Origin of the sequence: Thalassovita aquimarina (assembly GCF_018219815.1) — a bacterium.
GTDB classification, from domain to species: domain Bacteria; phylum Pseudomonadota; class Alphaproteobacteria; order Rhodobacterales; family Rhodobacteraceae; genus Thalassobius; species Thalassobius aquimarinus.
Genome location: NZ_JADMKU010000032.1, coordinates 1 through 21,727, shown reverse-complemented (window position 1 = coordinate 21,727; position 21,727 = coordinate 1). Strand labels below are relative to the sequence as shown.

General features: G+C 62.4%; 21 protein-coding genes. 12 read left to right on the top strand and 9 right to left on the bottom strand.

All coding sequences use genetic code 11. The features are described from left to right. Positions 1-144: 144 nt before the first annotated feature. Complete coding sequence (gene thyX, locus IT775_RS20430) at positions 145-1,053, bottom strand: FAD-dependent thymidylate synthase (RefSeq protein WP_212703098.1); 909 nt, start codon at positions 1,051-1,053, stop codon at positions 145-147. A gap of 223 nt (positions 1,054-1,276) precedes the next feature. On the opposite strand from thyX, the gene IT775_RS20425 reads away from it, so the two are divergent. The 5 genes from IT775_RS20425 to IT775_RS20405 are packed head-to-tail and all read left to right on the top strand — an operon-like array spanning position 1,277 to position 5,474. After that, complete coding sequence (locus IT775_RS20425; protein ID WP_212703097.1) at positions 1,277-2,191, top strand: hypothetical protein; 915 nt, start codon at positions 1,277-1,279, stop codon at positions 2,189-2,191. Beyond that, positions 2,166-3,566 carry a surface lipoprotein assembly modifier gene (locus IT775_RS20420; protein WP_212703096.1) on the top strand — a complete coding sequence of 467 codons (1,401 nt, stop codon included), beginning with the start codon at positions 2,166-2,168 and terminating at the stop codon, positions 3,564-3,566. The genes IT775_RS20425 and IT775_RS20420 overlap by 26 nt, the downstream gene beginning before the upstream one ends. Positions 3,567-3,589: 23 nt before the next feature. Further along, the gene (locus tag IT775_RS20415; protein ID WP_212703095.1) at positions 3,590-4,018 is read left to right on the top strand and encodes a VOC family protein; all 429 of its coding nucleotides are present in this window, start codon (positions 3,590-3,592) and stop codon (positions 4,016-4,018) included. Further along, positions 4,012-4,710 (top strand): DUF1194 domain-containing protein, encoded by a 699-nt coding sequence (locus tag IT775_RS20410; protein WP_218958665.1) that lies wholly within the window; start codon positions 4,012-4,014, stop codon positions 4,708-4,710. Before IT775_RS20415 ends, IT775_RS20410 begins: the two co-directional genes overlap by 7 nt. Further along, positions 4,707-5,474, top strand: coding sequence for a DUF1194 domain-containing protein (locus IT775_RS20405; RefSeq protein ID WP_212703094.1), 768 nt, complete (start codon positions 4,707-4,709; stop codon positions 5,472-5,474). Before IT775_RS20410 ends, IT775_RS20405 begins: the two co-directional genes overlap by 4 nt. Here IT775_RS20405 and IT775_RS20400 read toward each other — a convergent pair. The 3 genes from IT775_RS20400 to IT775_RS20390 all read right to left on the bottom strand — a co-directional run bounded on the left by IT775_RS20400 (position 5,468) and on the right by IT775_RS20390 (position 6,774). Further along, complete coding sequence (locus IT775_RS20400) at positions 5,468-5,965, bottom strand: MarR family winged helix-turn-helix transcriptional regulator (protein ID WP_212703093.1); 498 nt, start codon at positions 5,963-5,965, stop codon at positions 5,468-5,470. The genes IT775_RS20405 and IT775_RS20400 overlap by 7 nt on opposite strands. Positions 5,966-6,109: 144 nt before the next feature. Continuing rightward, positions 6,110-6,373, bottom strand: a complete 264-nt coding sequence (locus IT775_RS20395) for a succinate dehydrogenase assembly factor 2 (RefSeq protein ID WP_212703092.1) — start codon at positions 6,371-6,373, stop codon at positions 6,110-6,112. A gap of 5 nt (positions 6,374-6,378) precedes the next feature. Next, a complete protein-coding gene (locus IT775_RS20390; protein ID WP_212703091.1) occupies positions 6,379-6,774 on the bottom strand; it encodes a helix-turn-helix domain-containing protein in 396 nt (131 codons plus the stop codon). A gap of 91 nt (positions 6,775-6,865) precedes the next feature. On the opposite strand from IT775_RS20390, the gene IT775_RS20385 reads away from it, so the two are divergent. Both IT775_RS20385 and IT775_RS20380 read left to right on the top strand, forming a co-directional pair. Continuing rightward, positions 6,866-8,068, top strand: coding sequence for a pyridoxal phosphate-dependent aminotransferase (locus IT775_RS20385; RefSeq protein WP_212703090.1), 1,203 nt, complete (start codon positions 6,866-6,868; stop codon positions 8,066-8,068). A gap of 16 nt (positions 8,069-8,084) precedes the next feature. Further along, entirely contained in the window at positions 8,085-8,501 is a 417-nt protein-coding gene (locus tag IT775_RS20380; protein ID WP_212703089.1) for a hypothetical protein, read from the top strand. Between the two features lie 130 nt (positions 8,502-8,631). Here IT775_RS20380 and IT775_RS20375 read toward each other — a convergent pair whose 3' ends face one another. The 5 genes from IT775_RS20375 to ppk2 all read right to left on the bottom strand — a co-directional run bounded on the left by IT775_RS20375 (position 8,632) and on the right by ppk2 (position 14,793). Then, positions 8,632-10,053: a phenylacetate--CoA ligase family protein gene (locus IT775_RS20375; RefSeq protein ID WP_246525778.1), complete on the bottom strand. Its 1,422-nt coding sequence runs from the start codon at positions 10,051-10,053 to the stop codon at positions 8,632-8,634. A 241-nt stretch (positions 10,054-10,294) separates the two neighbouring features. Continuing rightward, positions 10,295-11,272, bottom strand: a complete 978-nt coding sequence (locus IT775_RS20370) for an MBL fold metallo-hydrolase (protein ID WP_212703088.1) — start codon at positions 11,270-11,272, stop codon at positions 10,295-10,297. Positions 11,273-11,414: 142 nt separating this feature from the next. Next, complete coding sequence (locus IT775_RS20365; RefSeq protein WP_212703087.1) at positions 11,415-12,224, bottom strand: aldolase; 810 nt, start codon at positions 12,222-12,224, stop codon at positions 11,415-11,417. 81 nt (positions 12,225-12,305) lie between these two features. Next, a complete protein-coding gene (locus IT775_RS20360; RefSeq protein WP_246525776.1) occupies positions 12,306-13,658 on the bottom strand; it encodes an MATE family efflux transporter in 1,353 nt (450 codons plus the stop codon). A gap of 151 nt (positions 13,659-13,809) precedes the next feature. Further along, positions 13,810-14,793, bottom strand: coding sequence for a polyphosphate kinase 2 (gene ppk2 / locus IT775_RS20355; RefSeq protein ID WP_212703085.1), 984 nt, complete (start codon positions 14,791-14,793; stop codon positions 13,810-13,812). Positions 14,794-14,922: 129 nt separating this feature from the next. Here ppk2 and IT775_RS20350 point away from each other — a divergent pair, with 129 nt between their 5' ends. The 5 genes from IT775_RS20350 to IT775_RS20330 all read left to right on the top strand — a co-directional run bounded on the left by IT775_RS20350 (position 14,923) and on the right by IT775_RS20330 (position 21,676). After that, complete coding sequence (locus IT775_RS20350; RefSeq protein ID WP_212703084.1) at positions 14,923-15,804, top strand: alpha/beta fold hydrolase; 882 nt, start codon at positions 14,923-14,925, stop codon at positions 15,802-15,804. 347 nt (positions 15,805-16,151) lie between these two features. Next, positions 16,152-18,671, top strand: coding sequence for an ATP-binding response regulator (locus IT775_RS21625; RefSeq protein WP_212703083.1), 2,520 nt, complete (start codon positions 16,152-16,154; stop codon positions 18,669-18,671). A 134-nt stretch (positions 18,672-18,805) separates the two neighbouring features. Continuing rightward, positions 18,806-19,222 (top strand): hypothetical protein, encoded by a 417-nt coding sequence (locus IT775_RS20340; RefSeq protein WP_212703082.1) that lies wholly within the window; start codon positions 18,806-18,808, stop codon positions 19,220-19,222. Between the two features lie 228 nt (positions 19,223-19,450). After that, entirely contained in the window at positions 19,451-21,409 is a 1,959-nt protein-coding gene (gene parE, locus IT775_RS20335; protein ID WP_212703081.1) for a DNA topoisomerase IV subunit B, read from the top strand. A gap of 24 nt (positions 21,410-21,433) precedes the next feature. Continuing rightward, the gene (locus IT775_RS20330) at positions 21,434-21,676 is read left to right on the top strand and encodes a hypothetical protein (protein WP_212703080.1); all 243 of its coding nucleotides are present in this window, start codon (positions 21,434-21,436) and stop codon (positions 21,674-21,676) included. Positions 21,677-21,727 lie beyond the last annotated feature (51 nt).

The following is a 21,727-nucleotide window of genomic DNA, read 5'->3' as shown; positions in this document are numbered from 1 at the left end:
AGGTGCCCGAAGGTCTTCCTCTCCGCAATCGCGCTCGCTGCAACCGTCATCTATTGGCTATGAGTCCTGACCCTAATAATCAAGCCTTTACCGGCCTTTGGATACTGACCAAAGAAGGGATCACTTTTCTTCCTTCTTTTCGCTTCACCCATCCAAAACCTCTTGCAATTCCCGCCACTCCCGCGCGGACATGCCGGACGTTTCCTGGGTGACCTCCTCACCTTTCAACATCCGGCGAACACAATCAAGGGCCGCAGCGCTGAGCGTTTCGCCACCCATACGATAATCCTCGAACGCCTTGTAGGCGAAGGGCACCCAGTCGGCGACCAGTTTGCAGATCTCCTCGGCATAGACGCGGATTTCGTACTGGGCGTGGCTATCGGCGCGCAGGCGCAGGAAATGCAGCAGGTTGTGCAGGTCCACCTTCCAGTACCACTGGGTATAGATATTGGCGGGCAGGTTCATCCGGGCCAGTTCGCGGGCGAGGCCCTGCTGGCCCTCGTCGGAAATCATCGCCTCGTAATGGTCGTAGCAGCGGGCGGCGTCGCCCTTGAGGATGTCCAGCACGCGGGCGGCTTCGGCACCGGTCAGCGCCTCGCCGCGGCCCTGGTTGTTGATGGTCGATTGCGCGGCCAGCTGTTCCTCGGTCGGGATGTAGAATTCGCGGTCGAGGATCGAATAGCGGGCCGAGTATTCGTTGACGTTGGCGGTGCGGTGGCGGATCCATTGCCGCGCCACGAAGACCGGCAGCTTGACGTGCAGTTTCAGTTCGCACATCTCGAACGGGGTCGAATGCCAGTGCCGCATCAGGTAGCGGATCAGGCCCTCGTCGTTCTGCACCGACTTGGTGCCCTTGCCATAGGACACGCGGGCGGCCTGACAGATGGCGGCGTCGTCGCCCATGTAGTCGATGACCCGGACGAAGCCGTGATCCAGCACCGGGTTGATGTTGTAAAGATGCGCCTCCATGCCCTCGGACACGGTGCGCAGGGTCGGGCGGGCATTGGCGCGCAGCGCGTCGATTTCGGCCTGCTGTTCGGGGGTAACGGGCATCTTGGGGGCTCCTTGTCGGATGAATCACACTTGCGCCCACTATATCTAGCCGTCGGGCGCGGGAAAACGACAATATGAGCATGAAATTCCGGATGCAACAGGTCGCCGGATTTTTACCGGCAAACCGCATGAAACATTGACTTTTAGCGAAACCGCCCGGATTCTGGGGCTAAGCAGACAAGAAAAATTGCAAACCGCAAGTCATAGTTAGGGACAGAGGCAGATGAAACGTTTCGTCAAATTGATGGCCATTCCCATGGTGCTGGGCGCATGTGAAGCCGACCCCGGCGGGGTCAACACCGATTTTGGCCAGACCGCAAATCCCGCCCCCGCGGAAGTGGCGGGCAACCTCGCCGCGGTGAACTACGACCCGGATGCGCAGGAACTGATCCTGACGGTGGATGCGATCCATGGCGGTGAACGCAACGTGTCCTATACGCGGACCCCGGCTCTCGATACCGCGGGGTACGAGGGCTACATGATGCAGAAGACCCCGGCCGACCGGCATTACACCGCGCTGTTCAAGGAAAGCAACGGCGGCGAGCTGATCGCCGGCGTGGTCGCAGACGGCGGCAACAACAACCGTTATTTCGGCGGCGGGTTCTTTGCCCGCCAGGGGGCCGGCATCTATTCCGCCTACGACCATCCGACCGATGAGGGCGAGGCGCAGTATTACGGCCGCTATGCCGCGGTGACCAATGTCGACGGCAACGGCGACCAGTTGCTGGATGCCTCGGGCATTCCGGCGGACCTGACGGCACCGGGCCAGGCCGACCGGATCAGGGGGATCATCCTGCTGAACGCCGATTTCGCCAACGGCCAGGTCGATGCCGAGATTTCCAACCGCTTCATGGTCGACGACGTGGCGGCGATCGGGCAGTTGCCCAATATCGTTCTGGTGGCGACCGAGATCGACGAGAACGGCGAATTCGCCGGTTCGACGGAGCTTTTGGGTGAACCGGGCAGCCCCAACGGCAGCTATGCCGGGATCTTCGGCGGAGCGGATGCCACCGCGGTCGGCGGCGTCACCTATATCACCGACTTCACGCCGGACCTCGAAAACGAAGAGGAATACGGGGTTTTCGTTCTGACCCGTTGCGGCGCAGCGAATGATGATCCGCTCTGCCCCGGCCTCTAACACCGGTTTCAAGGCTTTCTTGCTGGCACTGATGTTGCTGCTGCCCGGGGTACCGGGGGCGGCACAGCAGGCAGACAAGGTCCGCGTGCCGATCGCGGCGGCGGCCGGCATCGCCGAACGCGCGCTGCGCGAAGGCCAGCCGGAACTGGCACTGCAATTGGCCGGGGGGCTGTTGCAGCGCGATCCGGGCGACGCCTATGCCCATTTCATCGCCGCCCGTGCGCTGATGCAGCTCAAGCGGCCCCGCGCCGGGCGCCGCGCCGCCGCCCTGGCCTATCGCCATGCCGGCACCGACGACGAAAAATTCCAAGCCGCGCAACTGGCGGCGAAGCTGGCGCTGGAGGGCGAACAGGCGGCACTGGCGCAGATCTGGCTGCGGCGGTCGCTGTTGCACCTGCCCGATGAGAGCTACCGCGACCGGGTGATCGCGGATTACAAGGTCCTGCGGCGGATTTCGCCCTGGTCCGTTTCGGCGCAGTTTTCACTGGCGCCCAGCAACAACCTCAACAACGGGGCGGAAGGCGTCGAGAACTTAATCAATGACATCTACCTGAGTGATCTGAGCGGCGATGCACAGGCCCTGTCAGGGCTGCGGGCCACCGCCAACCTGTCCTTTTCCCGGCGGCTGTCGGCATCGAAGTCGCACGAAACCCGGCTGACCGGGCAGTATTACGCTCAGAGGGTGCGTTTATCCGAGGAAGCGCGCGCAATCGCTATAGATTCCGAAAATGCCGATTTCGCCTATGATCATCTCGAGCTTGGGCTGACCCACACCACCCGTGCGAAAAATGGTTCGCTGACATTGGAGGCGGGCATCGGGCGCAGTTGGTATGGCCAAAGCCCCCTGAATTGGTCGATGCAGGCGGGCGTCAAACGCGGTTTCAAGCTCTCAGAGAAAGCAGGCCTACTACTGTCTGCGCAGGTTCAGCATCGACGTTATGACGACACCTTGCTACACCCTGTGAACACCCTGGATATCCGGGCCGAATATGTTTCAAAACTGGCGTCGGGCAACCGGGTTCGCCTCGGTTTAGCCTTGAATGGTGCGCAAAGCGACACCGCCAATTCGCGCCAGAGCCGCGCCACCGGGTATCTGGGCTATCACCTTGCCGAACCGGTGGGACCGGCGAAAATCTCGTTCCAAGCCGGTGCCAGCCTGCAGCGGTTCCCCGATTATTCCGTCGGCTTGTCGCCGGTGCTGGGCGGGCGAAAGGACCGGATGGTGTTCGGGTCGGTGGATTTCAGCTTCCATCGGCTTGACTATGCCGGATTTGCACCGACTCTGACCGTGCAAGCCCGCAAGACGCAAAGCAACTTCAGCCGGTTCGATACGAACGAAGTCTCGATGTCTTTCGGGATCAGATCGAGCTTCTGAGACGAAAAGAAAGAGGAAACGCAATGGAAATCAAGTACCTGCACACGATGGTCCGGGTAAAGGACCTGGAAAAGACCATGGCATTTTTCGAATTGCTGGGGCTGAAGAAGACCCGCCATTATGACAGCGAAGAAGGCCGGTTCAGCCTGATCTTCATGGCCCCCGAAGGCCAGGAAGAATGCCCGGTGGAGCTGACCTATAACTGGGATGGCGACGACGAACTGCCCTCGGACAGCCGCCATTTCGGCCACCTCGCCTATGAGGTGGAAAACATCTACGACATGTGCCAGCACCTGATGGACAACGGCGTGACAATCAACCGGCCGCCGCGCGACGGGCGCATGGCCTTTGTCCGTTCGCCCGACAACATTTCGGTCGAGCTGCTGCAGAAGGGTGCTGCGCTGGAACCGGCGGAACCCTGGGCCAGCATGGAAAACACGGGCCATTGGTGATCCGGGCCGCGATCGCGGCGCTGTCGCTGATCGCGCCCCCTGCCGGGGCCGCCGAATGCCGGCTGGCCCTGGCGCTGGCGCTCGACGTGTCGTCGTCGGTCAGCGCCACGGAAGACGCCTTGCAGCGCCGCGGGTTGGCCGCGGCGCTGCTGGCCCCCGAGGTCGAGGCGGCGTTTTTCGCCTCCCCCCTGCCCGTCGCCCTGTCGGTTTACGAATGGAGCGGCCGCTACAACCAGGAACTGCTGCTCGACTGGGTGCTGATTTCGGCGCGCTCCGATCTGCAGGCCGCTGCCGTGACGCTGGCCCGGTCGGAACGCGGCACGCAGGATTTCCCCACCGCCCTGGGCTATGCGTTGGGTTATGGCGCAACGCTGCTGGCGCGCGGGCCGCGCTGCCTGGCGCGCACCATCGATGTCAGCGGCGACGGCGAAAACAACGAAGGTTTCACCCCCCGGCAGGCCTATGACGCCTTTGCCTTCGAAGGGGTGGTGGTGAACGGCCTGGCGATCAAGCCGCCGGGCGAGGTGCGCGATGTCGACCTCGAGGTCTATTACAGCCGCGAGGTGCTGCACGGGCCGGGCGCCTTCATCGAGGTTGCCGCGGGCTACGAGGACTACGAAGCGGCGCTGCGGCGCAAGCTGGAACGGGAACTGCGTCCCAAGGCGATCGGCCTGCTGGGCACGACCGAATGAGGCTCTGGGCGCCGATCGCCACCTTTCTGGCCGCCCTTCCGGGGGGTGCGGCGGCGGGATGCCGGTTGGCGCTGGCTTTGGGGCTGGACGTGTCGGGATCGGTGGACAGCACCGAATACAGGCTGCAGATGGACGGGTTGGCGGGCGCGCTGATGCATCCCGAGGTGCGGATGGCGATGCTGTCGCTGCCCGGCCAGCGTGTCGAAATGATGGTGTACGAATGGAGCGGCCCCGCCGATCAGCACGTGGTGCAGGATTGGCGGGAGGTGCGGGATGAAGCCGCGCTTGCGGATATCGCCGCGACCCTGCGGCGGACGACGCGGGCGCAGGGCGATCCGTCGACCGCGATCGGTGCGGCAATGCGGGCCGGGGCGGCGCAGCTTGGCAAGCGGGGGCATTGCGACCACAGAGTGCTGGACCTGTCGGGCGACGGGCCGTCCAATACCGGGCCGCTGCCGCAGGCAGTGCGCGACAGTGCAGCGATGGGCGATGTTACGGTGAACGGGCTGGTGATCGAGGAGGTGCCCCCCGGGCAGCCGTCGCTGGAAGGGTATTTCCGGGCCTACGTGATCCGTGGCCCGGGGGCCTTTACCGAGCGGGCGGCGGGCTTTGCCGATTACCGCGACGCGATGGTGCGCAAGCTGATCCGCGAATTGCGGGGGATGATACTGAGCCGGGATGACGGGGATGCGCGCGCCGTGTTCGCGGACGGGGCCCGGCCCGGCGGTGGCGCGCGCCCTGGTGCTGCCCCCCCGCGTCAGTAGATATAGCGGATCTGGTCGGTCCAGTAGCGTTCGACCCGGCGCAGCGAATTGGAAATCTCGGTGATCCCGTCCGGCCCCAGCACCCCCTTGGCCTGCAGCCCGTCGGCATGGCGGGCGAACAGGCCCGCCACCACGTCGCGGATATGGCGGCCCTTGGAGGTCAGCCGCACCCGCACCGAGCGGCGGTCCACTTCGCAGCGGTGGTGATGCATGTAACCCATTTCCACCAGCTTCTTCAGGTTGTAGCTGACATTGCTGCCCTGGTAATAACCGCGCGATTTCAATTCGCCTGCCGTCACCTCGTTATCGCCGATGTTGAACAGCAGCAAAGCCTGCACCGCGTTGATGTCGAGCACGCCGATGCGTTCGAATTCGTCCTTGATCACGTCCAGCAGAAGACGATGCAGCCGTTCGACCAGCGCCAGCGTCTCAAGGTAGCTGCTCATGAACCCGGCCCTGTCGCCGGTCTTGAGAGGGTTGTGAATACTCATCCCGTTCTCCGTCCGATTGTATTTCGAACCAAGGCTCGGGTATAAAACTCAAGAATGTATTAAATCCGAACGGCTTATCATTAAAATGTGATTTATCTGCCGTTCGCCCCGGCTGCGCGCCGGGGCGAAGGGATATCCGGGGGTTTATCTGGGCGCGTCGATGACCGCGCGGATATCAGCGATCTGCGCGGCCATTTCGGCTGGCGGTTCTTTCTGCCCGGACACCCATTGATACAGGTCCTGATCGTTTTCCGACAGCAACCGGTCGTAGGCGTCGAGATCGTCCTCGCTCATGCCGTCCAGCCTTGCGTCGGCATAGCGCGTCAGGATTATGTCCATTTCCTTGATGCCCCTGCGCATCGAGCGCATGGCCAGCCGTTTCAACCGGTGTTCGTGCAGTTCACTCATGTCTTTCAGTCGCTTTTCAGTTTCAGCCGCAGCTGTTTTTCCAGCCGCCCCAGCCGGTCGGCGGATTGGCTGATCTGGACCTTGATGTCCCGAACCTCGCCCAGGAGGTCGGCAATCTCGGGGTCGATGGCGCCGGGATCGGACGGGTCCTCGACCCCTTCGCCCTGCCCGGTCAGCAACCAGGCGAGCGACACGTTCAGCAGCCCCGCCATCATGCTGAGCTTGTTGGCGCGCGGTTCGGACAGGTCGTATTCCCAGTCCTGCAGCGTCTTCAGCTTCACGCCCAGGCGTTTGGCCAGCTTTTTCTGGTCCATCCCCGCCTGTTCCCGCGCGGCGGCGACACGATCGCCGAAGGTGGCTGTTTCCGGTCCGTACCAGCTGTCGTTGGCTTCGGTATCCATCTTCCGTCCCTTTCCGCCGATCCGGCTTGATCGGCATTGGCCTTGAACCTATGACATGGCGTCAGGGAACACAAACCAGTCGAGGCCACCGATGTCTTTTCTATCCGAGACGCTTGCACGCGTAAAACCGTCGCCGACCATGGCGATCACCGGCCTGGTCGGCGAATTGAAGGCCGCGGGCCGCGACATCATCGGGCTGTCGGCGGGCGAACCCGATTTCGACACGCCGGAAAACATCCGCGCCGCGGGCATCCGCGCGATCAACGACGGCAAGACGCGTTACACCGCGATCGACGGCATTCCCGAACTGAAGCAGGCGATCTGCGCCAAGTTCAAGCGCGACAACGGGCTGGAGTACAGCCCCAAGCAGGTCACCGTCGGCACCGGCGGCAAGCAGGTGCTCTACAACGCGCTGATGGCGACGCTGAACCACGACGACGAGGTGATCATCCCCGCGCCCTACTGGGTCAGCTATCCCGACATGGTGCTGCTTGCCGACGGCATCCCGGTGTTCATCGAGGCGTCGCTGGAAAACAATTTCAAGATCACCGCCGAACAGCTGGAAGAGGCGATCACCCGCAACACCAAGTGGTTCCTGTTCAATTCGCCGTCGAACCCGACCGGCGCGGGCTACAGTCATGACGAGCTGAAGGCGCTGACCGACGTTTTGCTGCGCCACCCGCATGTGCATGTGCTGTCGGACGACATGTACGAACACCTGGCCTATGACGGGTTCGAATTCTGCACCCCGGCGCAGGTGGAGCCGAAGCTCTACGACCGCACCCTGACCGTCAACGGCGTGTCCAAGGCCTACGCGATGACCGGCTGGCGGATCGGATACGCGGCAGGGCCCGAGCCGCTGATCGCGGCGATCCGCAAGGTGCAGTCGCAATCGACCTCCAACCCCTGTTCGATCAGCCAGTGGGCGGCAGTCGAGGCGCTGAACGGGCCGCAGGATTTCCTTGCCCCGCATAACGAGGTGTTCAAGCGCCGCCGCGATCTGGTGCTGGAGAAACTCAACGCCATCGAGGGCATCACCTGCCCGACCCCGGAAGGCGCGTTCTACGTCTATCCCTCGATTGCCGGGCTGATCGGCAAGAAGACCGCTAAGGGCGTCGAGATCACGAGTGACGAGGTCTTCGTCACCGAGCTTCTGAACGACACCGGCGTGGCGGCGGTGTTCGGCGCGGCCTTCGGGCTTTCGCCGAATTTCCGCATCAGCTACGCTACCTCGGACGCGGCGCTGGAAGAGGCCTGCGCGCGGATCGCCAAATTCTGTTCCGAGCTGTCCTGACGGAGAAATAAAACGCATGTCGGTCGAGTTGCCCGAGTACTATTTCCGCGTCCGTGAAAACGGCGCCTTCGTGTTTCGCGTCGACACCGAAAACCGCCAGCGCCGGGTCGAACTGGACCAGATCGCCAACGTCAACATCAAGAACGGCGAGATCAAGCCGCATGGCGACCGCAAGCTGAGCGATCAGGACCTGAAAGCGATCCGGGGCTGGATGGACGAGCGCCGGGCCCTGCTGGCCCAGCGCGACATCGACGACATCCACCGCGCCATCGACCACATGAACCTGACCACCCACTGGGCCAACAGCCGGGCCACCGACGATCAGCTGGAAGAGGTGACCGACGCGTTGCTGCTGGCGATGCACGACCTGCGCACCGTGCTGGTGCGCAAGAAGGCGGATCGGCTGATGAAGGCGGGCGGCGAGCGGGGCTGAGGGGGCGTCGATACGTCCGAAAGACCGCTAGGCGTCCATTTTTACTTGTCTTGAGCCCACCGGCGAAGGTCGGCTTCGTGGCGGAGCCGGAGGCCCTAGCTGAGCGCGGGATGGGGAGGCATTCATGCCCTCACTCGGTCGCAGGCTGGCGACTAACCGATGATGTCCTGCTGCCTGCGTCGGCGCTTCGTAACGGCACGACTTCGTGGAATTTACCGCTTGCGGTGAATTCGGGGAGCTTCCCGCTTTCCCGAACCGCCACGTCGTCCAGGCCGTTATCGCGAAACACGCGTTTCACCGACTTGATGATCTCTTGAAAGACAGGCCCTGCCGCCGCCTCGTCGGCCACTTGTATTCTTACTTCGAATTCTCTCTCAGCGGTCTGGACCAGCTGGACACGCTGGGCATGGTCGTGCTCCAGATCGAAGACGAGCGGCGACAGCGTCACCTCCCCGACGCGAACCAGCGTCGCCTGGCGTCCTTCCACTTGGAAACTTCTAAACGGCGACCCACAGGGGCAGGTGTCCTCGTAAAATCGCACACAGTCGCCGAGATCGTATCGGATGAACGGCTGAACCTCGTTGGCGAGCACCGTCAGCAGCACGGTCGCCGACAACGTGCCATCGGGAACGGGCTGCATCGCCTCGTCTACCGCTTCGAGGATGACCCAGTCTTCGTTCACATGCTTCCGCCCGTGGCTGCACTCGAACGAAAGCGCCAGGCACTCGGTAGAGCCATAGGGGTCAAGAATGCCGTATTTCAGCGAAGGGAAGGCCCGTCGAACCTGTTCACGAAGATCATCCGTGAGTGTTTCGCCCCCGGTACTGAAAAGCGCAGGCGCGATCTGCAGCCGCCCGGCCTCCTTTTCCTTGACGAGGATGGCCAGCATGCTGGGATAGGTCACGATCCATGCGATGTTCGAAATCTCATTGAGCCTTTCAACGAGCCGATCAATCGGCTGCTCGGCCTCGATGAAGGTCACGCCAAACCCCTTCGCCAATCCCGGACTCAGCCGTTGCACCAATTTGTTGAACCCGTTTCCGGCGAAGTGGCCATTGCCACCGGTGATCGTCACCCTCACGCCGAGCTTGCGGACGTCCCGCGTGAGCTTCCAATGGAAGCGCTCGAAACGCGCCAGCATGATGCCATAGGCATATTCCACGAATGAGTCGGACAACACGATGACCGCCGGCTCACCCGATGTCCCAGAAGTCTGAAAAACCGCAACATCGTCGATCGGCACACCAGCTTTTCGGATGTCCCGGAGATGTTCGCGCGCCCTGTCGAGGGGAAGGGAACGGATCGTCAGCCAGTCATCGAATTCCCGCATGAGATCGGGTTTGCGGGTCACCGGCAAGTCGCGCAGTTGGATCTCGTTCGATGGCGGTACATCCGCGTAGAGCCTGCGAAACAAGGGAGAGTCGCGCCGCGCTTTTTCCACGAGACGCCTCAGGTTGCGGAGCTGCTTGGCTTCAATGCGCTTCCGTCCGCCCCAGGCTGTCCAGCGCCCGCCGACAAAATAACCCAATGCTTTTGGAAGGCTGAAACGCATGTCTGCTAACTATGTCCGTTGGTTGAATGCGGCGTGAAAATATTTGTTGGCTACAGACTACGCCAAGGAGCCCTGCGTGAGTTGACCTATGTCAAATCGCGTGGTCGCGCTGGCTTGTAGTCACGCGGCATGCCGCGAAAGCGGCCATAAAGGCAGCGACACCGTACGTTGGTTTCGTCCCGCATCGCGGCCGTTTGCGCATTTCCACGGGAAATGAAAGCCGATCACCGTGGATTGCGGTCTAGAATACGTGGCGACGCCCAACCGCGGATGGAGTGACTTTGGCCTCCCCGAACGTCTCGACCAGTTTATGCGTCGCTCTCCATCCCGTGCAATGTCCGGGGACGAGAACCCGCAGGTCAAAATCCTGCATGTCTGCCACGGTTTCTGGAATGATCGACTCGCAGTAGTTTCCTGAAAGGTGGAAACCGCCCATGACGCCGTAAATTGGGATTGGATCGAACACCTTTCGCGCATGGCGCAGAACGTTGACGACCCCGGCGTGCGAGCATGCTGTAAAAACGATGATGCCCTTGCCACGCACGTTCACGGCCACGAACCGTTCGTCCAGAATGAGTTCGTCTTTGACCCAATCCCCTTCCGGGGTTTTGCAAACCTGTCCCAACAACCCCTTTTCATACGACGTGGTGCGCGTGATTTCCCCGCTCAAATAGAAATTGTCCGCAAGCAAGGTCCGCTCGTCATCGCCGAGTATGACCTGCCCCCCTGCATTTTCCAGTTCCTGGGGCGAGGGGACCTTTGCAAAGGGCAGACGGCTCCCGTCAGGTCTCTGCATTGCGCGTTCGACGAACATCCCCTGGTTGGCAAAAACCGGCGTTTTCCGCCCGTCCTTGGCCGCACTGATCAAACCAAGCGCGGTGATCATTCCACCGACATGGTCCCAATGACCGTGCGAGAAGACCGCAGCATCGATTTCTTCGAAATTGACCCCAAGCCGGTCTCCGTTCCGGTCGACGCCATAGCCTTCGGGACCGGAGTCAAACAACAGCGTTTGCTTTTCCCCGTCCACGATCGTCGAAATGATCAATGAGAGCCCCCACTGGGCACAGCACAGGCACTTGCCAGACAGTTCGGTCGCCCCGGCTTTCACGACATTAGGGACTTCGGGTGTGACGTTCTCCGGAACGGTGGAAAGTATGTCGCTGACATTGTCGACAAGAACCAGAACTTCGCAGGAATCCACTGGTCTTAGGTCCATGATACTCTCCCAGCCAAAAGAACGCCCCCAGGGCCTTTTGCTTCAAGATATCACAGACCGGGTCAAATGTCCGAATTCGCCCGCATTTCGGGGCTGGCTCCCCTGCCCGGTCCGCCGCTGTTCCGGGCTGGGGGCCGTGCGCTCAGTGCCTATACTGCGGTTCCTCGGCGTCGAGCTGCCGGCGGATCGCGGCGAGGTGGAGCTTGGCCGATGACGCGTCTTCCTCGCGGATCTGGTCATAGGTCGCCTGTGCGACGTCGGGCGCGACGGGAAGCACCTTGCGCCCGGTGGACATCGCCAGCACCTGCACCTCGGCGGCGCGTTCGAGGTAATAGAGGTCATCCCACGCCTCGGCGATGGTGGGGGCCAGCACCATCACGCCGTGATGTTTCATGAAGACGATATCGGCCTCGCCCACCGCTTCGGCGATGCGCGCGCCCTCGGCATGATCGAGCGCCAGGCCGTTGTAATTCTCGTCCACCGCCGTGCGGCCGTAGAATTTCAGCGCCGTCTGCCCGGCCCAGATCAGCGGATCACCCTCGGTCATCGACAGGGCGGTGGCATAGGGCATGTGGGTGTGGAAGGCGACGCGTGCGCGCGGCAGGCGCTTGTGGATCTCGGCATGGATGTAGAAAGCGGTGGCCTCGGGCGTGCCGGTGCCATCGACCACGTTGCCGTGGAAATCGCAGATCACCAGGTCGGAGGCGGTGAGTTCGCGGAACGCCTTGCCATAGGGATTGACGATGAACAGGTCGTCATGTCCGGGCACCACGGCGGAGAAGTGGTTGCAGATGCCTTCCTCGAACCCGTTGCGGGCGGCCATGCGGAAACAGGCAGCGAGGTCTTCGCGGGCGGTGCGGATCGCATCGGTGGCGAGGTCGGGCGTGTTGGGGCGGTCGGGCGTCGCGGCTTGGGGGGTATCGGTTGCGGCATTGGGCAGGGCGTGGGCCATTGCGGGGGTCCTTCGGTCAAGCGGATGTTTCCCCGGCAGTGTCGTGGAAAGCGTGGCCGTCGGCAAGCAACCGCGGGTCGCTTATGTCCCGTCGTGTTCGATCCGCCGCAAAACCGGCCCCCAGAACCGGATGCTGAGCAGGATCGCGGCGGTGGCCAGCCCGATCGCCAGCCCGATCCAGACCCCGACCCCGCCCCAGCCGAGCCCGAAACCCAGCCCGTAGCTGACCGGCATCCCGATGCCCCAGTAGGACACCGCGGCGATCAGCATCGGCCGGCGCGTGTCCTGCACCCCGCGCAGCAGCCCGATGGCGATGACCTGGGCGGCATCGACCAGCTGAAACAGCCCGGCCGCCGCCAGCAGCCCGACCCCGACGCCGATCACCGTGTCGCGCTGCGGATCGTCCGGCGACAGGAACAGCCCCATCAGCAGTTCCGGCAATGTCACGAAGCCGATCAGCGCCAGCGTCGCGACCCCCAGCGACATCATCATGACGAGGCGCGCGCCAAGCCGCAGGTCGACCACCGATTTGCGCCCCATCGCCCGGCCCGCGCGCACGGTGGCGACATTGCTCAGCCCCATGTGCACCATGAAGGTCAGCGAGGAAATCTGCAGCGCGATGCCATGCGCCGCCAGCGGCATCGGCCCCAGCCAGCCCATCATCATCGAGGAAGCGGCGAACAGCCCGACCTCGGCCAGGTTGGCGATGCCGATCGGCCAGCCAAGGCGGAAGACCCGCCCGAAGGCTTCCCTGTCGGGGCGCCACAAGCGCACAAACAGCGCATGTTCCGGCGTCTTGACCGCCGCATAGAGCGCCAGTAGGCCGAAGGAAGCGACGTTCACCACCAGCGTCGCCACCGCAGCGCCGCGAATGCCCAGTTCGGGCATCCCCCAATGGCCGAAGATCAGCGTGTAATTGATCACCGCGTTCAGCCCCACGGCGCCGAACGTGACCCAAAGCACCACCTGGGCCCGTTCCAGCGCCGACAGGAAGGACCGCATCACCATCGACAGCAGACCGGGAAAGATCGACCAGCCGGCGACTTCCAGATAGCGCTGCGCGTTGAGCGCCAGCCCCGGTTCCTGGCCCAGCGCCCGCAGCACCGGCCCCGACCACAGCATGATCGGCAGCACCGCGAGCCCGAACAGGACCGAGGCCCAGATCGTCATCCGGGTCAGCCGCCGCGCCAGGGTTTCATCGCCCGCTTCCTCGGCCTCGGCCACCATCGGCATCAGCGCGAAGGCAAAGCCTTCGCCCATGACGAAGAAGACGAAAAACAGCGATCCGCCAATGACCTGCGCGGCCAGAACCTCGGGATCGTACCAGCCGAGCATGACCGAGTCCGTCAGCATCAGGAAGAAATGCGCCAGATGGCTTCCGATCAACGGAAACCCCAAGGTCAGGATATTCCTGACATGCTGGGACAAGGGCATCGGCGCGTTCATGCCCATTGGCCTAGCGCCGGAAAGCGGGGGCGGCAATCACAAAGCACGTCCCGATCGCGGGCGACCTCGGGTCAGCCAGGCGATCGGCAGGGCGCGACGGGGAATGCGGGCAGGCCCGAGCGCGCGTTCGGGCCCCGCCTTAGCCGCGCGGTTTGCGCAGGTCGGGATGCAGCGCGGCGCCAAGGATGTGATCGGCGCGGTGGATCACGTGATTGGCGCCGCCCACGATCAGCGTATCGGGGGCATGGGCGACATGCGGATCCTTGCCGGGATAATCCAGCGTCGACAGGAAATGCAGCATGCAGTTCAGCCGGGCTCGTTTCTTGTCGTCGGACTTGATCACCACCCAGGGCGCGTCGGCGGTGTCGGTATAGAAGAACATCGCCTCTTTAGCCTCGGTGTAATCATCCCACTTGTCCAGGCTCGCCTTGTCGATCGGGCTGAGCTTCCATTGCTTCAGCGGGTCGGCTTCGCGCGATTTGAAGCGGCGCTGCTGTTCGTCCCGTGTGACCGAGAACCAATATTTGTAGAGCCGGATCCCCGAGCGCACCAGCATCCGTTCAAATTCCGGCGTCTGGCGCATGAATTCGAGGTATTCGTTCGGTTCGCAGAACCCCATGACACGTTCGACCCCGGCGCGGTTGTACCAGCTGCGGTCATAGAGCACCATTTCCCCGGATGTCGGCAGGTGTTCGATATAGCGCTGGTAATACCACTGGCCGCGTTCCACCTCGGTCGGCTTGTTCAGCGCCACCACCCGGGCCGAGCGCGGGTTGAGATGTTCGGTGAAGCGCTTGATCGTGCCGCCCTTGCCCGCCGCGTCGCGGCCTTCGAACAGCAGCACGGCTTTCTGTCCGGTTTCCTGCAGCCAGAGCTGCGCCTTCAGAAGCTCGGCCTGCAGCTTGGCCTTGTGCGCCTCGTAGGCGGCGCGTTTCATCTTGGTCTTGTAGGGATATTCACCGGTCTCGAAAGCGCGGCGCACCTCGTCGGGCGTGGGCGCGTGACGGCCGCCATGGCGCGGCTGCGCCGCGGCGCCGTCCCCGGCGGCGGGGGCCGATGCATCGGTTTGCGGGGCTTGGCTTTCGGCGGCATCCGGCTGCGCCGCGGCATTCGTCACGGTCATTCGTATCTCCCATATAAATTTAGACTAAACTTAGCATTTTTTACGCCAATGCCGCCTTGACCGGGGTCAAACCGGATGCGACGCCGGGGAACTGTTGTTGCATCGCGGGGCCCGCGCTAGGCTGAGCGCATGCTGAGCCATCACATCCAAATCAACGACCACCCGTTCCATTACCTTGGCTGGGGCGACCGAAACGATCCGGTGATCCTGATGCTGCACGGTTTCCCCGAATATTCCGGCGCCTGGGCCGAGGTCGCCGAGGACTTGTCGCGCGACCACCATTGCGTCGCCCCCGACCAGCGCGGTTATGGCCAGAGCTGGGCGCCAGAAGACGTGAACGCGTACAGGACCGGCAAGCTGGTCGGTGACATGGTGGCGCTGATCGAACACCTGGGATCGCGCCCGGTGATGGTGTTCGGCCATGACTGGGGGGCCGCCGTGGCCTATGCGCTGGCGATATCGCGGCCCGACCTGGTCAGCCACCTGATCATCGCCAACGGCGTGCACCCGGCCCCGTTCCAGCGCGCGCTGGCCGCCGGCGGGGCGCAGACGGCGGCGTCGCAATATATCCACTGGCTGCGCCGGGAAGGATCGGAAGAGCAGCTGGCCGAGGATGATTTCGCCAAGCTGTCAAGTCTGTTCGGCGCGTCGATGGACATGGGGTGGATGACGCCGGAGCGGCGCGCGGCCTACCTTGAGGAATGGCGCCGCCCGGGGCGGATGCGCGGCATGGTCAACTGGTACCGCGCTTCGCCCCTGCGGCTGGGCCAGCCCGGCGAGGTGATCACCGACCTGCCCGAGATGCCGACCCACACATTGCGGGTACGGATGCCGCATCTTCTGATCTGGGGCGAACGTGACACCGCCTTGCTGCCCGAGGCCACCGAGGGGCTGGAAGACTATTGCGATAACCTGACCCGGGTGACGATCCCGAATGCCGACCACTGGATTTTGCACCAAGAATCACATCGTGTCGCGGCGGAGGTCCGGACCTGGCTGAAGCGTCTCTGACCGCGCGGGCCCGGATGCAGCGGCGGCACCACACTTCAGGGTTGCCGCCATCGGCCACACCACCCGCACGAGCAAATCCGACACCTATCTTTTGGATATCTCGTACATACTTTTGAATATACGCAACAACTCAACGCTTTCATTTGTCTCCAAAGGCACAAATACTGCCGCTGCACGTGGATCTACGAGACAGTTTGAAGTGAAAAAGCGTCGCTGGCCCCGGTTCGGATGCCGCGCCCTTGGGCCTGTAGGATAATTTGACAACGCAACCCGACGACAAGTTTGACGACCTCCGCAATGAGGGGCCCACGAAGTCCACGCGAAGGGATTCGGGGGACCTGGACAACGTGTTTCGCGATTTCGAGGTTTCGCGTGTCCAGACCCTGACGGAAACGATCCGCAACCGCCCGGGGTTCAGCAGCCTCGTCTTCCTCGGCTTCCTGACCTTCTGGACGGCATCGCTGTCCTATGGCGTGATCCTGTTCGGCGTGAACAACGTCGCCGTGAATCTCTGCCCGCATATTGCGGCCCATGCGGTCATCCTGGGGTTCATGATCTACCCGGTGCGGCTGTTCTGGATTCCGATCACCGGTTTCATCCTGCTGTACCTGTTTCCGTATTCGCTGCCCTTCACCGGCAAGCCGCAGTGGATTTTCTTGTCCGAGGCGAATACCGCGACCGCCGGTTTCTTCTTCATCTCGAATTTCGTGGCCAGCGGCCTGACCGGGCTTTCGACGCGCTGGCTGTTCCGGCAACTGATCGCCAGAACGCAGCCGCAGGTCGCGGACATTCTGACCGTCGCGGCGCTTTTCGTGCTCAGCCTGATATTCTTCCTGCCGCAGGTCTTCGTCGCCGAATGGTTTGCGGGCCATTTCGCCCCGGAGGAGGCGCGCGGGCTCGGCTTCCATGAACACTATGTTTTCCTCGCGACGGAACGCACGCTGCGCGGCGCCGTGATCAGCTGCGCGTTCCTGATCGCGACATTGCAGATGCCTACGGCGCGGCAGATGAAGATCGCCGCGCCGGCCTTCCTGCTTTTCCCGCTGGCGGCAGTGCTGCACAATCTGGGGCATGGCGGCTTCCCGATGCTGGACATGGGGCTGCTGGCGATCGTGCTCGCGCTGGTGCTACCGGTGTCCACTGTGCCGATCATCGTCATCGCGGGTATTTCCTTCTACATGTCGCTGACCGGCGAAATCGTCAACGGCGCGATATCGATCAACGAGGAAAGCAGCCTGCTGGAAAGCTATTCGACGGCGGTGCTGTTGCTTCTCGTCATCGTCATGGCGCTGCGCGGCCGGGAACGGCATGAACGCGAACAGCATATCGCCAGCATCCGCCGGCTCAGGACCGTGCGCGGCTTTGCCGGTGTCGGCCTGTTCACGCTGAACGTGCCGCGCAACCAGATCCGGCTGGACCCGGCCGGGCGCCAGTTGCTTGGCCTGAACGACGAGGCCGGCCTTGACGGTTTGCTGGAACGGTTCCGGGCCGAAGAACGCTACCTGCTGCGCCATGCCATCCAGTCGGAAAGCCATGCCAGTATCACCCTGCTGCTGCGGATGGCCGACACCCTGGCCTCGGGCGATCCGCGCGTGTTGCGGCTGCACCTTTGGACCGAACCGACACCGCGCGGCGAAAAGGTGGTCTATGGGCTGATGGTCGAGGTGACCGAGGAACATCTGCAGGAACAGGCGCTGACCGATGCGCTGAACGAATTGTCGATGCGCCAGGACCGGCAGAAGCAGCTGTTTTCCATCGTGTCGCATGAAATCCGCACCCCGGCATCGGTGCTGTCGATGCTGATCGACGATCTGGAAAGCGGCCACAATTCCAAGCAGCTGCAGGGCCAGATGCGCGAAGCGGCGAGCCAGCTTCTGAGCGTGCTGGACGACATGCGCCAGGCGGTGAACCCGGAAAAGAACCAGCCGCTGACCATCACCCCCTATATCCCGGCCGATATCGCCGAACGGGTGCGCAACACCTACCAGATCCTGGCCAAGGGGCAGGACATCCGCATCACTCTCGACCTGGGTCCGGGGGCTTCGTCCCAGTTGATGGGCGACAGCAACCGGTTGAAACAGGTTCTCGGCAACCTGGTGCGCAACGCCATCATCCACAGCCGCGGGTCCGAGATCCGCATCGCCTACCAGCCGCAGGACCTGCCGCCGATGGAGGGCGGCAAGGATTGCCCGTCCAGCTGGACGGTGACCGACAACGGCATCGGTATCCCGCTGGAAGAGGTCGAGCGGCTGTTCCAGCCGTTCGAACGCGGATCGGCAGATGCCCGCAACAAGGCCGACGGCAGCGGGCTGGGGCTGTATATCGTAAAGCAGTCGGTCGACCTGTTGGGCGGCAACATCGAATATTTCCCCGCCCCCGAGGGCGGCGCCGGGTACTGCCTGTGCCTGCCCGACCGGCCGGCATCGGAGGCCGAGCTGCAAGCGGCGGCGCCGAAGATCCCGGTGGAGCAGAAGAAGCTCGAGGACTTGCGGGTTCTGCTGGCCGAGGACAACGCGCTGGTGGCGCAGGTGACCTCGAAGCAGTTGGGCCGGGTGTTCGGCGAAATCGATCTGGCCGAGAACGGCCGCGTGGCGCTGGAAAAGATCCGCGAAACCCCGCCCGACGTTCTGATCACCGATCTGTTCATGCCGGAAATGCCGGGTGACGAACTGGTGGCGGCGCTGCGCGCCGAAGCGATCGACATCCCGATGATCGGGCTGACCGCGGCGGTGGTGGGCGACGACATCCACCGCTTCGAGGAAGCCGGCACCAACGCCGTGCTGCCCAAGCCGCTGGACGTGGCGCGGCTTTGCGCGCTGCTGAAGGACCGGGTCGAGGGGGAGCGCTGCGAAGGGGGCGCGAAGTAAAGCTTCGCTCTGAGCGTGCTGGTGTCCCTAAACTAGTTCCCAGGCTTAACCCCGCCGCATTCAACAATTCAGTTGACGGCCCAGAGGAACACAACCAAAGAGAGTTTCACCTCCTGACTTCAAATGGTTGTTCGATGGACTGCACTGAAAAAATCTTAGGCCTCGCCACCTGGGGTGCAAAAAAAGGTGTGGGGACGCATCTGACCTTGGAGTTGGGTGAAGAATGGTTAACGTCACGAAACTACGTTCGTGGTAAATGGAGTATTTGGGTTGCGGGAGCTCCTTGGCGCATCATATCAGAAGGATCATTGATCGAAGGATCGGACAGCGAGCATATTTGTTCTGAAAAGATCGGCATATTGAACAACCGGGAGCTTGAAAAACTTACGATCGGTCACCCCGCCTACGATGCCGTGTTCGAGTTTAGCGGAAATGTCAGGTTGGAAGTTTTCATGACCTCATCGGACGGCACCGGTGAACTTATCGTCATGTCGAAGAACGACGCATATTCTCTCAATGGCAACGGCAAAATAGAACACGAGTCCAGTTAGTCAGTGCTGCGCATGCATAAATTGTGCGGCTAAGTCTTTGAGAGCACGCAAAACTACTTGCAAGATATCAAAGCTTCAAAACAGCAATGTGAGAAGTCGTTAAGAGCGGCTTTTGTCATGTGGAGAACTTAGAAACCTAGGCTCTGCCCGCCCCCATCATTTGCCGCTTTTCCCCCCGCGCCCTTGCTGCCATAATGCCCCCCAACCAAAGCACAAGAGCAGCAAAACATGGCCGACGATCTTCTCACAGGATCCCAACACGACGATTACGACGCCTCCTCGATCGAGGTGCTTGAAGGGCTGGAACCGGTCCGCAAGCGCCCCGGCATGTATATCGGCGGCACTGACGAACGGGCGCTGCACCACATGGTGGCCGAGGTTCTGGACAACTCGATGGACGAAGCCGTCGCCGGTTTTGCCAACCGGATCGAGGTCGAGCTGCACGAGGATTATTCGCTGACCGTGCGCGACAACGGCCGCGGTATCCCGATCGATCCGCACCCGAAATTCCCCGACAAGTCGGCGCTGGAGGTGATCCTGTGCACCCTGCACGCGGGCGGCAAGTTTTCCGGCAAGGCCTACCAGACCTCGGGCGGTCTGCACGGGGTCGGCGCGTCGGTGGTCAACGCGCTGTCGGATTCGATGGTCGTGCAGGTGGCGCGCAACAAGGAACTTTACGAGCAGCGGTTTTCCCGCGGCGTGCCACAGGGCCCGGTGAAGAAAATCGGCGCCGCCCCGAACCGGCGCGGCACCACCGTCACCTTCCATGCCGACGAGGAAATCTTCGGCCATCACCGGTTCAAGCCGGCCCGCCTGTTCAAATCGATCCGGTCCAAGGCCTATCTGTTCTCGGGCGTCGAAATCCGTTGGAAAACCGCCATCGACGATGGCGAAACGCCGACTGAGGCGACGTTCCATTTCCCCGGCGGCCTGGCCGATTACCTGAAGGAAACGATGAACGGGTCGTCGACCTATTCCGAGCAGCCCTTTGCCGGCACGGTGGATTTCCAGGAAAAGTTCAACACCCCGGGCAAGGTCGAATGGGCGATCAACTGGACCCCGTCGCGCGACGGCTTCATCCAGAGCTACTGTAACACGGTGCCGACGCCCGAGGGCGGAACGCACGTCGCCGGGTTCTGGGCCGCGATCCTGAAGGGGATCAAGGCCTATGGCGAGCTGATCAACAACAAGAAGGCCGCGCAGATCACCCGCGACGACCTGATCACCGGCGGCTGCGCCCTGGTGTCCTGCTTCATCCGCGAACCCGAATTCGTCGGCCAAACCAAGGACCGGCTGGCCACGGTCGAGGCGCAGAGGCTGGTGGAAAACGCCGTCCGCGACCATTTCGACAACTGGCTGGCGGCGGACACCAAATCGGCCGGTGCGATCCTCGATTTCCTGGTGCTGCGGGCCGAGGAACGGCTGCGCCGCCGTCAGGAAAAGGAAACCCAGCGGAAGACCGCGACCAAGAAACTGCGTCTGCCCGGCAAGCTGGTCGATTGTTCGGCCACCAACCGCGAAGGCACCGAGCTGTTCATCGTCGAGGGCGACTCGGCCGGTGGATCGGCCAAGATGGCGCGGGACCGCAAGACGCAGGCTTTGCTGCCGCTGCGCGGCAAGATCCTGAACGTGCTGGGCGCGGCGTCGTCAAAACTGGGCACCAACCAGGAAATCAGCGACCTGACGCAGGCCCTGGGCGTGGGTCTGGGCACCCGCTTCAACATCGACGATCTGCGTTATGACAAGGTCATCATCATGACCGACGCGGATGTCGACGGGGCACATATCGCGTCGCTCTTGATGACCTTCTTCTTCACCCAGATGCGGCCGATGATCGATACCGGGCACCTGTACCTGGCCTGCCCGCCGCTGTTCCGGCTGACGCAGGGCGCGAAACGCGTCTATTGCATCGACGAGGCGGAAAAGGACGCGATGCTGGAAAAGGGTCTGGGCGGCAAGGGCAAGATCGACGTGTCGCGTTTCAAGGGCCTGGGCGAAATGGACGCCAAGGACCTGAAGGAAACCACCATGGACCCGAAATCGCGCAAGCTGATCCGGGTGACGATCGACGAGGACGAACCCGGTGAAACCGGCGATCTGGTCGAGCGGCTGATGGGGAAAAAGCCCGAGCTGCGGTACCAGTATATCCAGGAGAATGCACGGTTCGTGGAGGAGCTGGATGTTTGATGACAGGTCAGATTCATGTACATCATGTATGCAGATGAAGCCGATCAAGACGGCTCCAAAGAATACTTAATTTTCGCTGCTGTATTTATCCCTGCGAATAATGCCATAAATATTCACAGGGGCATGGAAAAAATCCGTGCGAACCTCAAGTTGGATAAATCCACAGAGTTCAAATTTTCGCCCGGCAAACTACCCAAAGGCATTTCACGTCAGGATCACGCTGAAGCAAAAAGTGAAGTTCTTAGGGTCAGGACTCATAGCCAATAGATGACGGTTGCAGCGAGCGCGATTGCGGAGAGGAAGACCTTCGGGCACCTG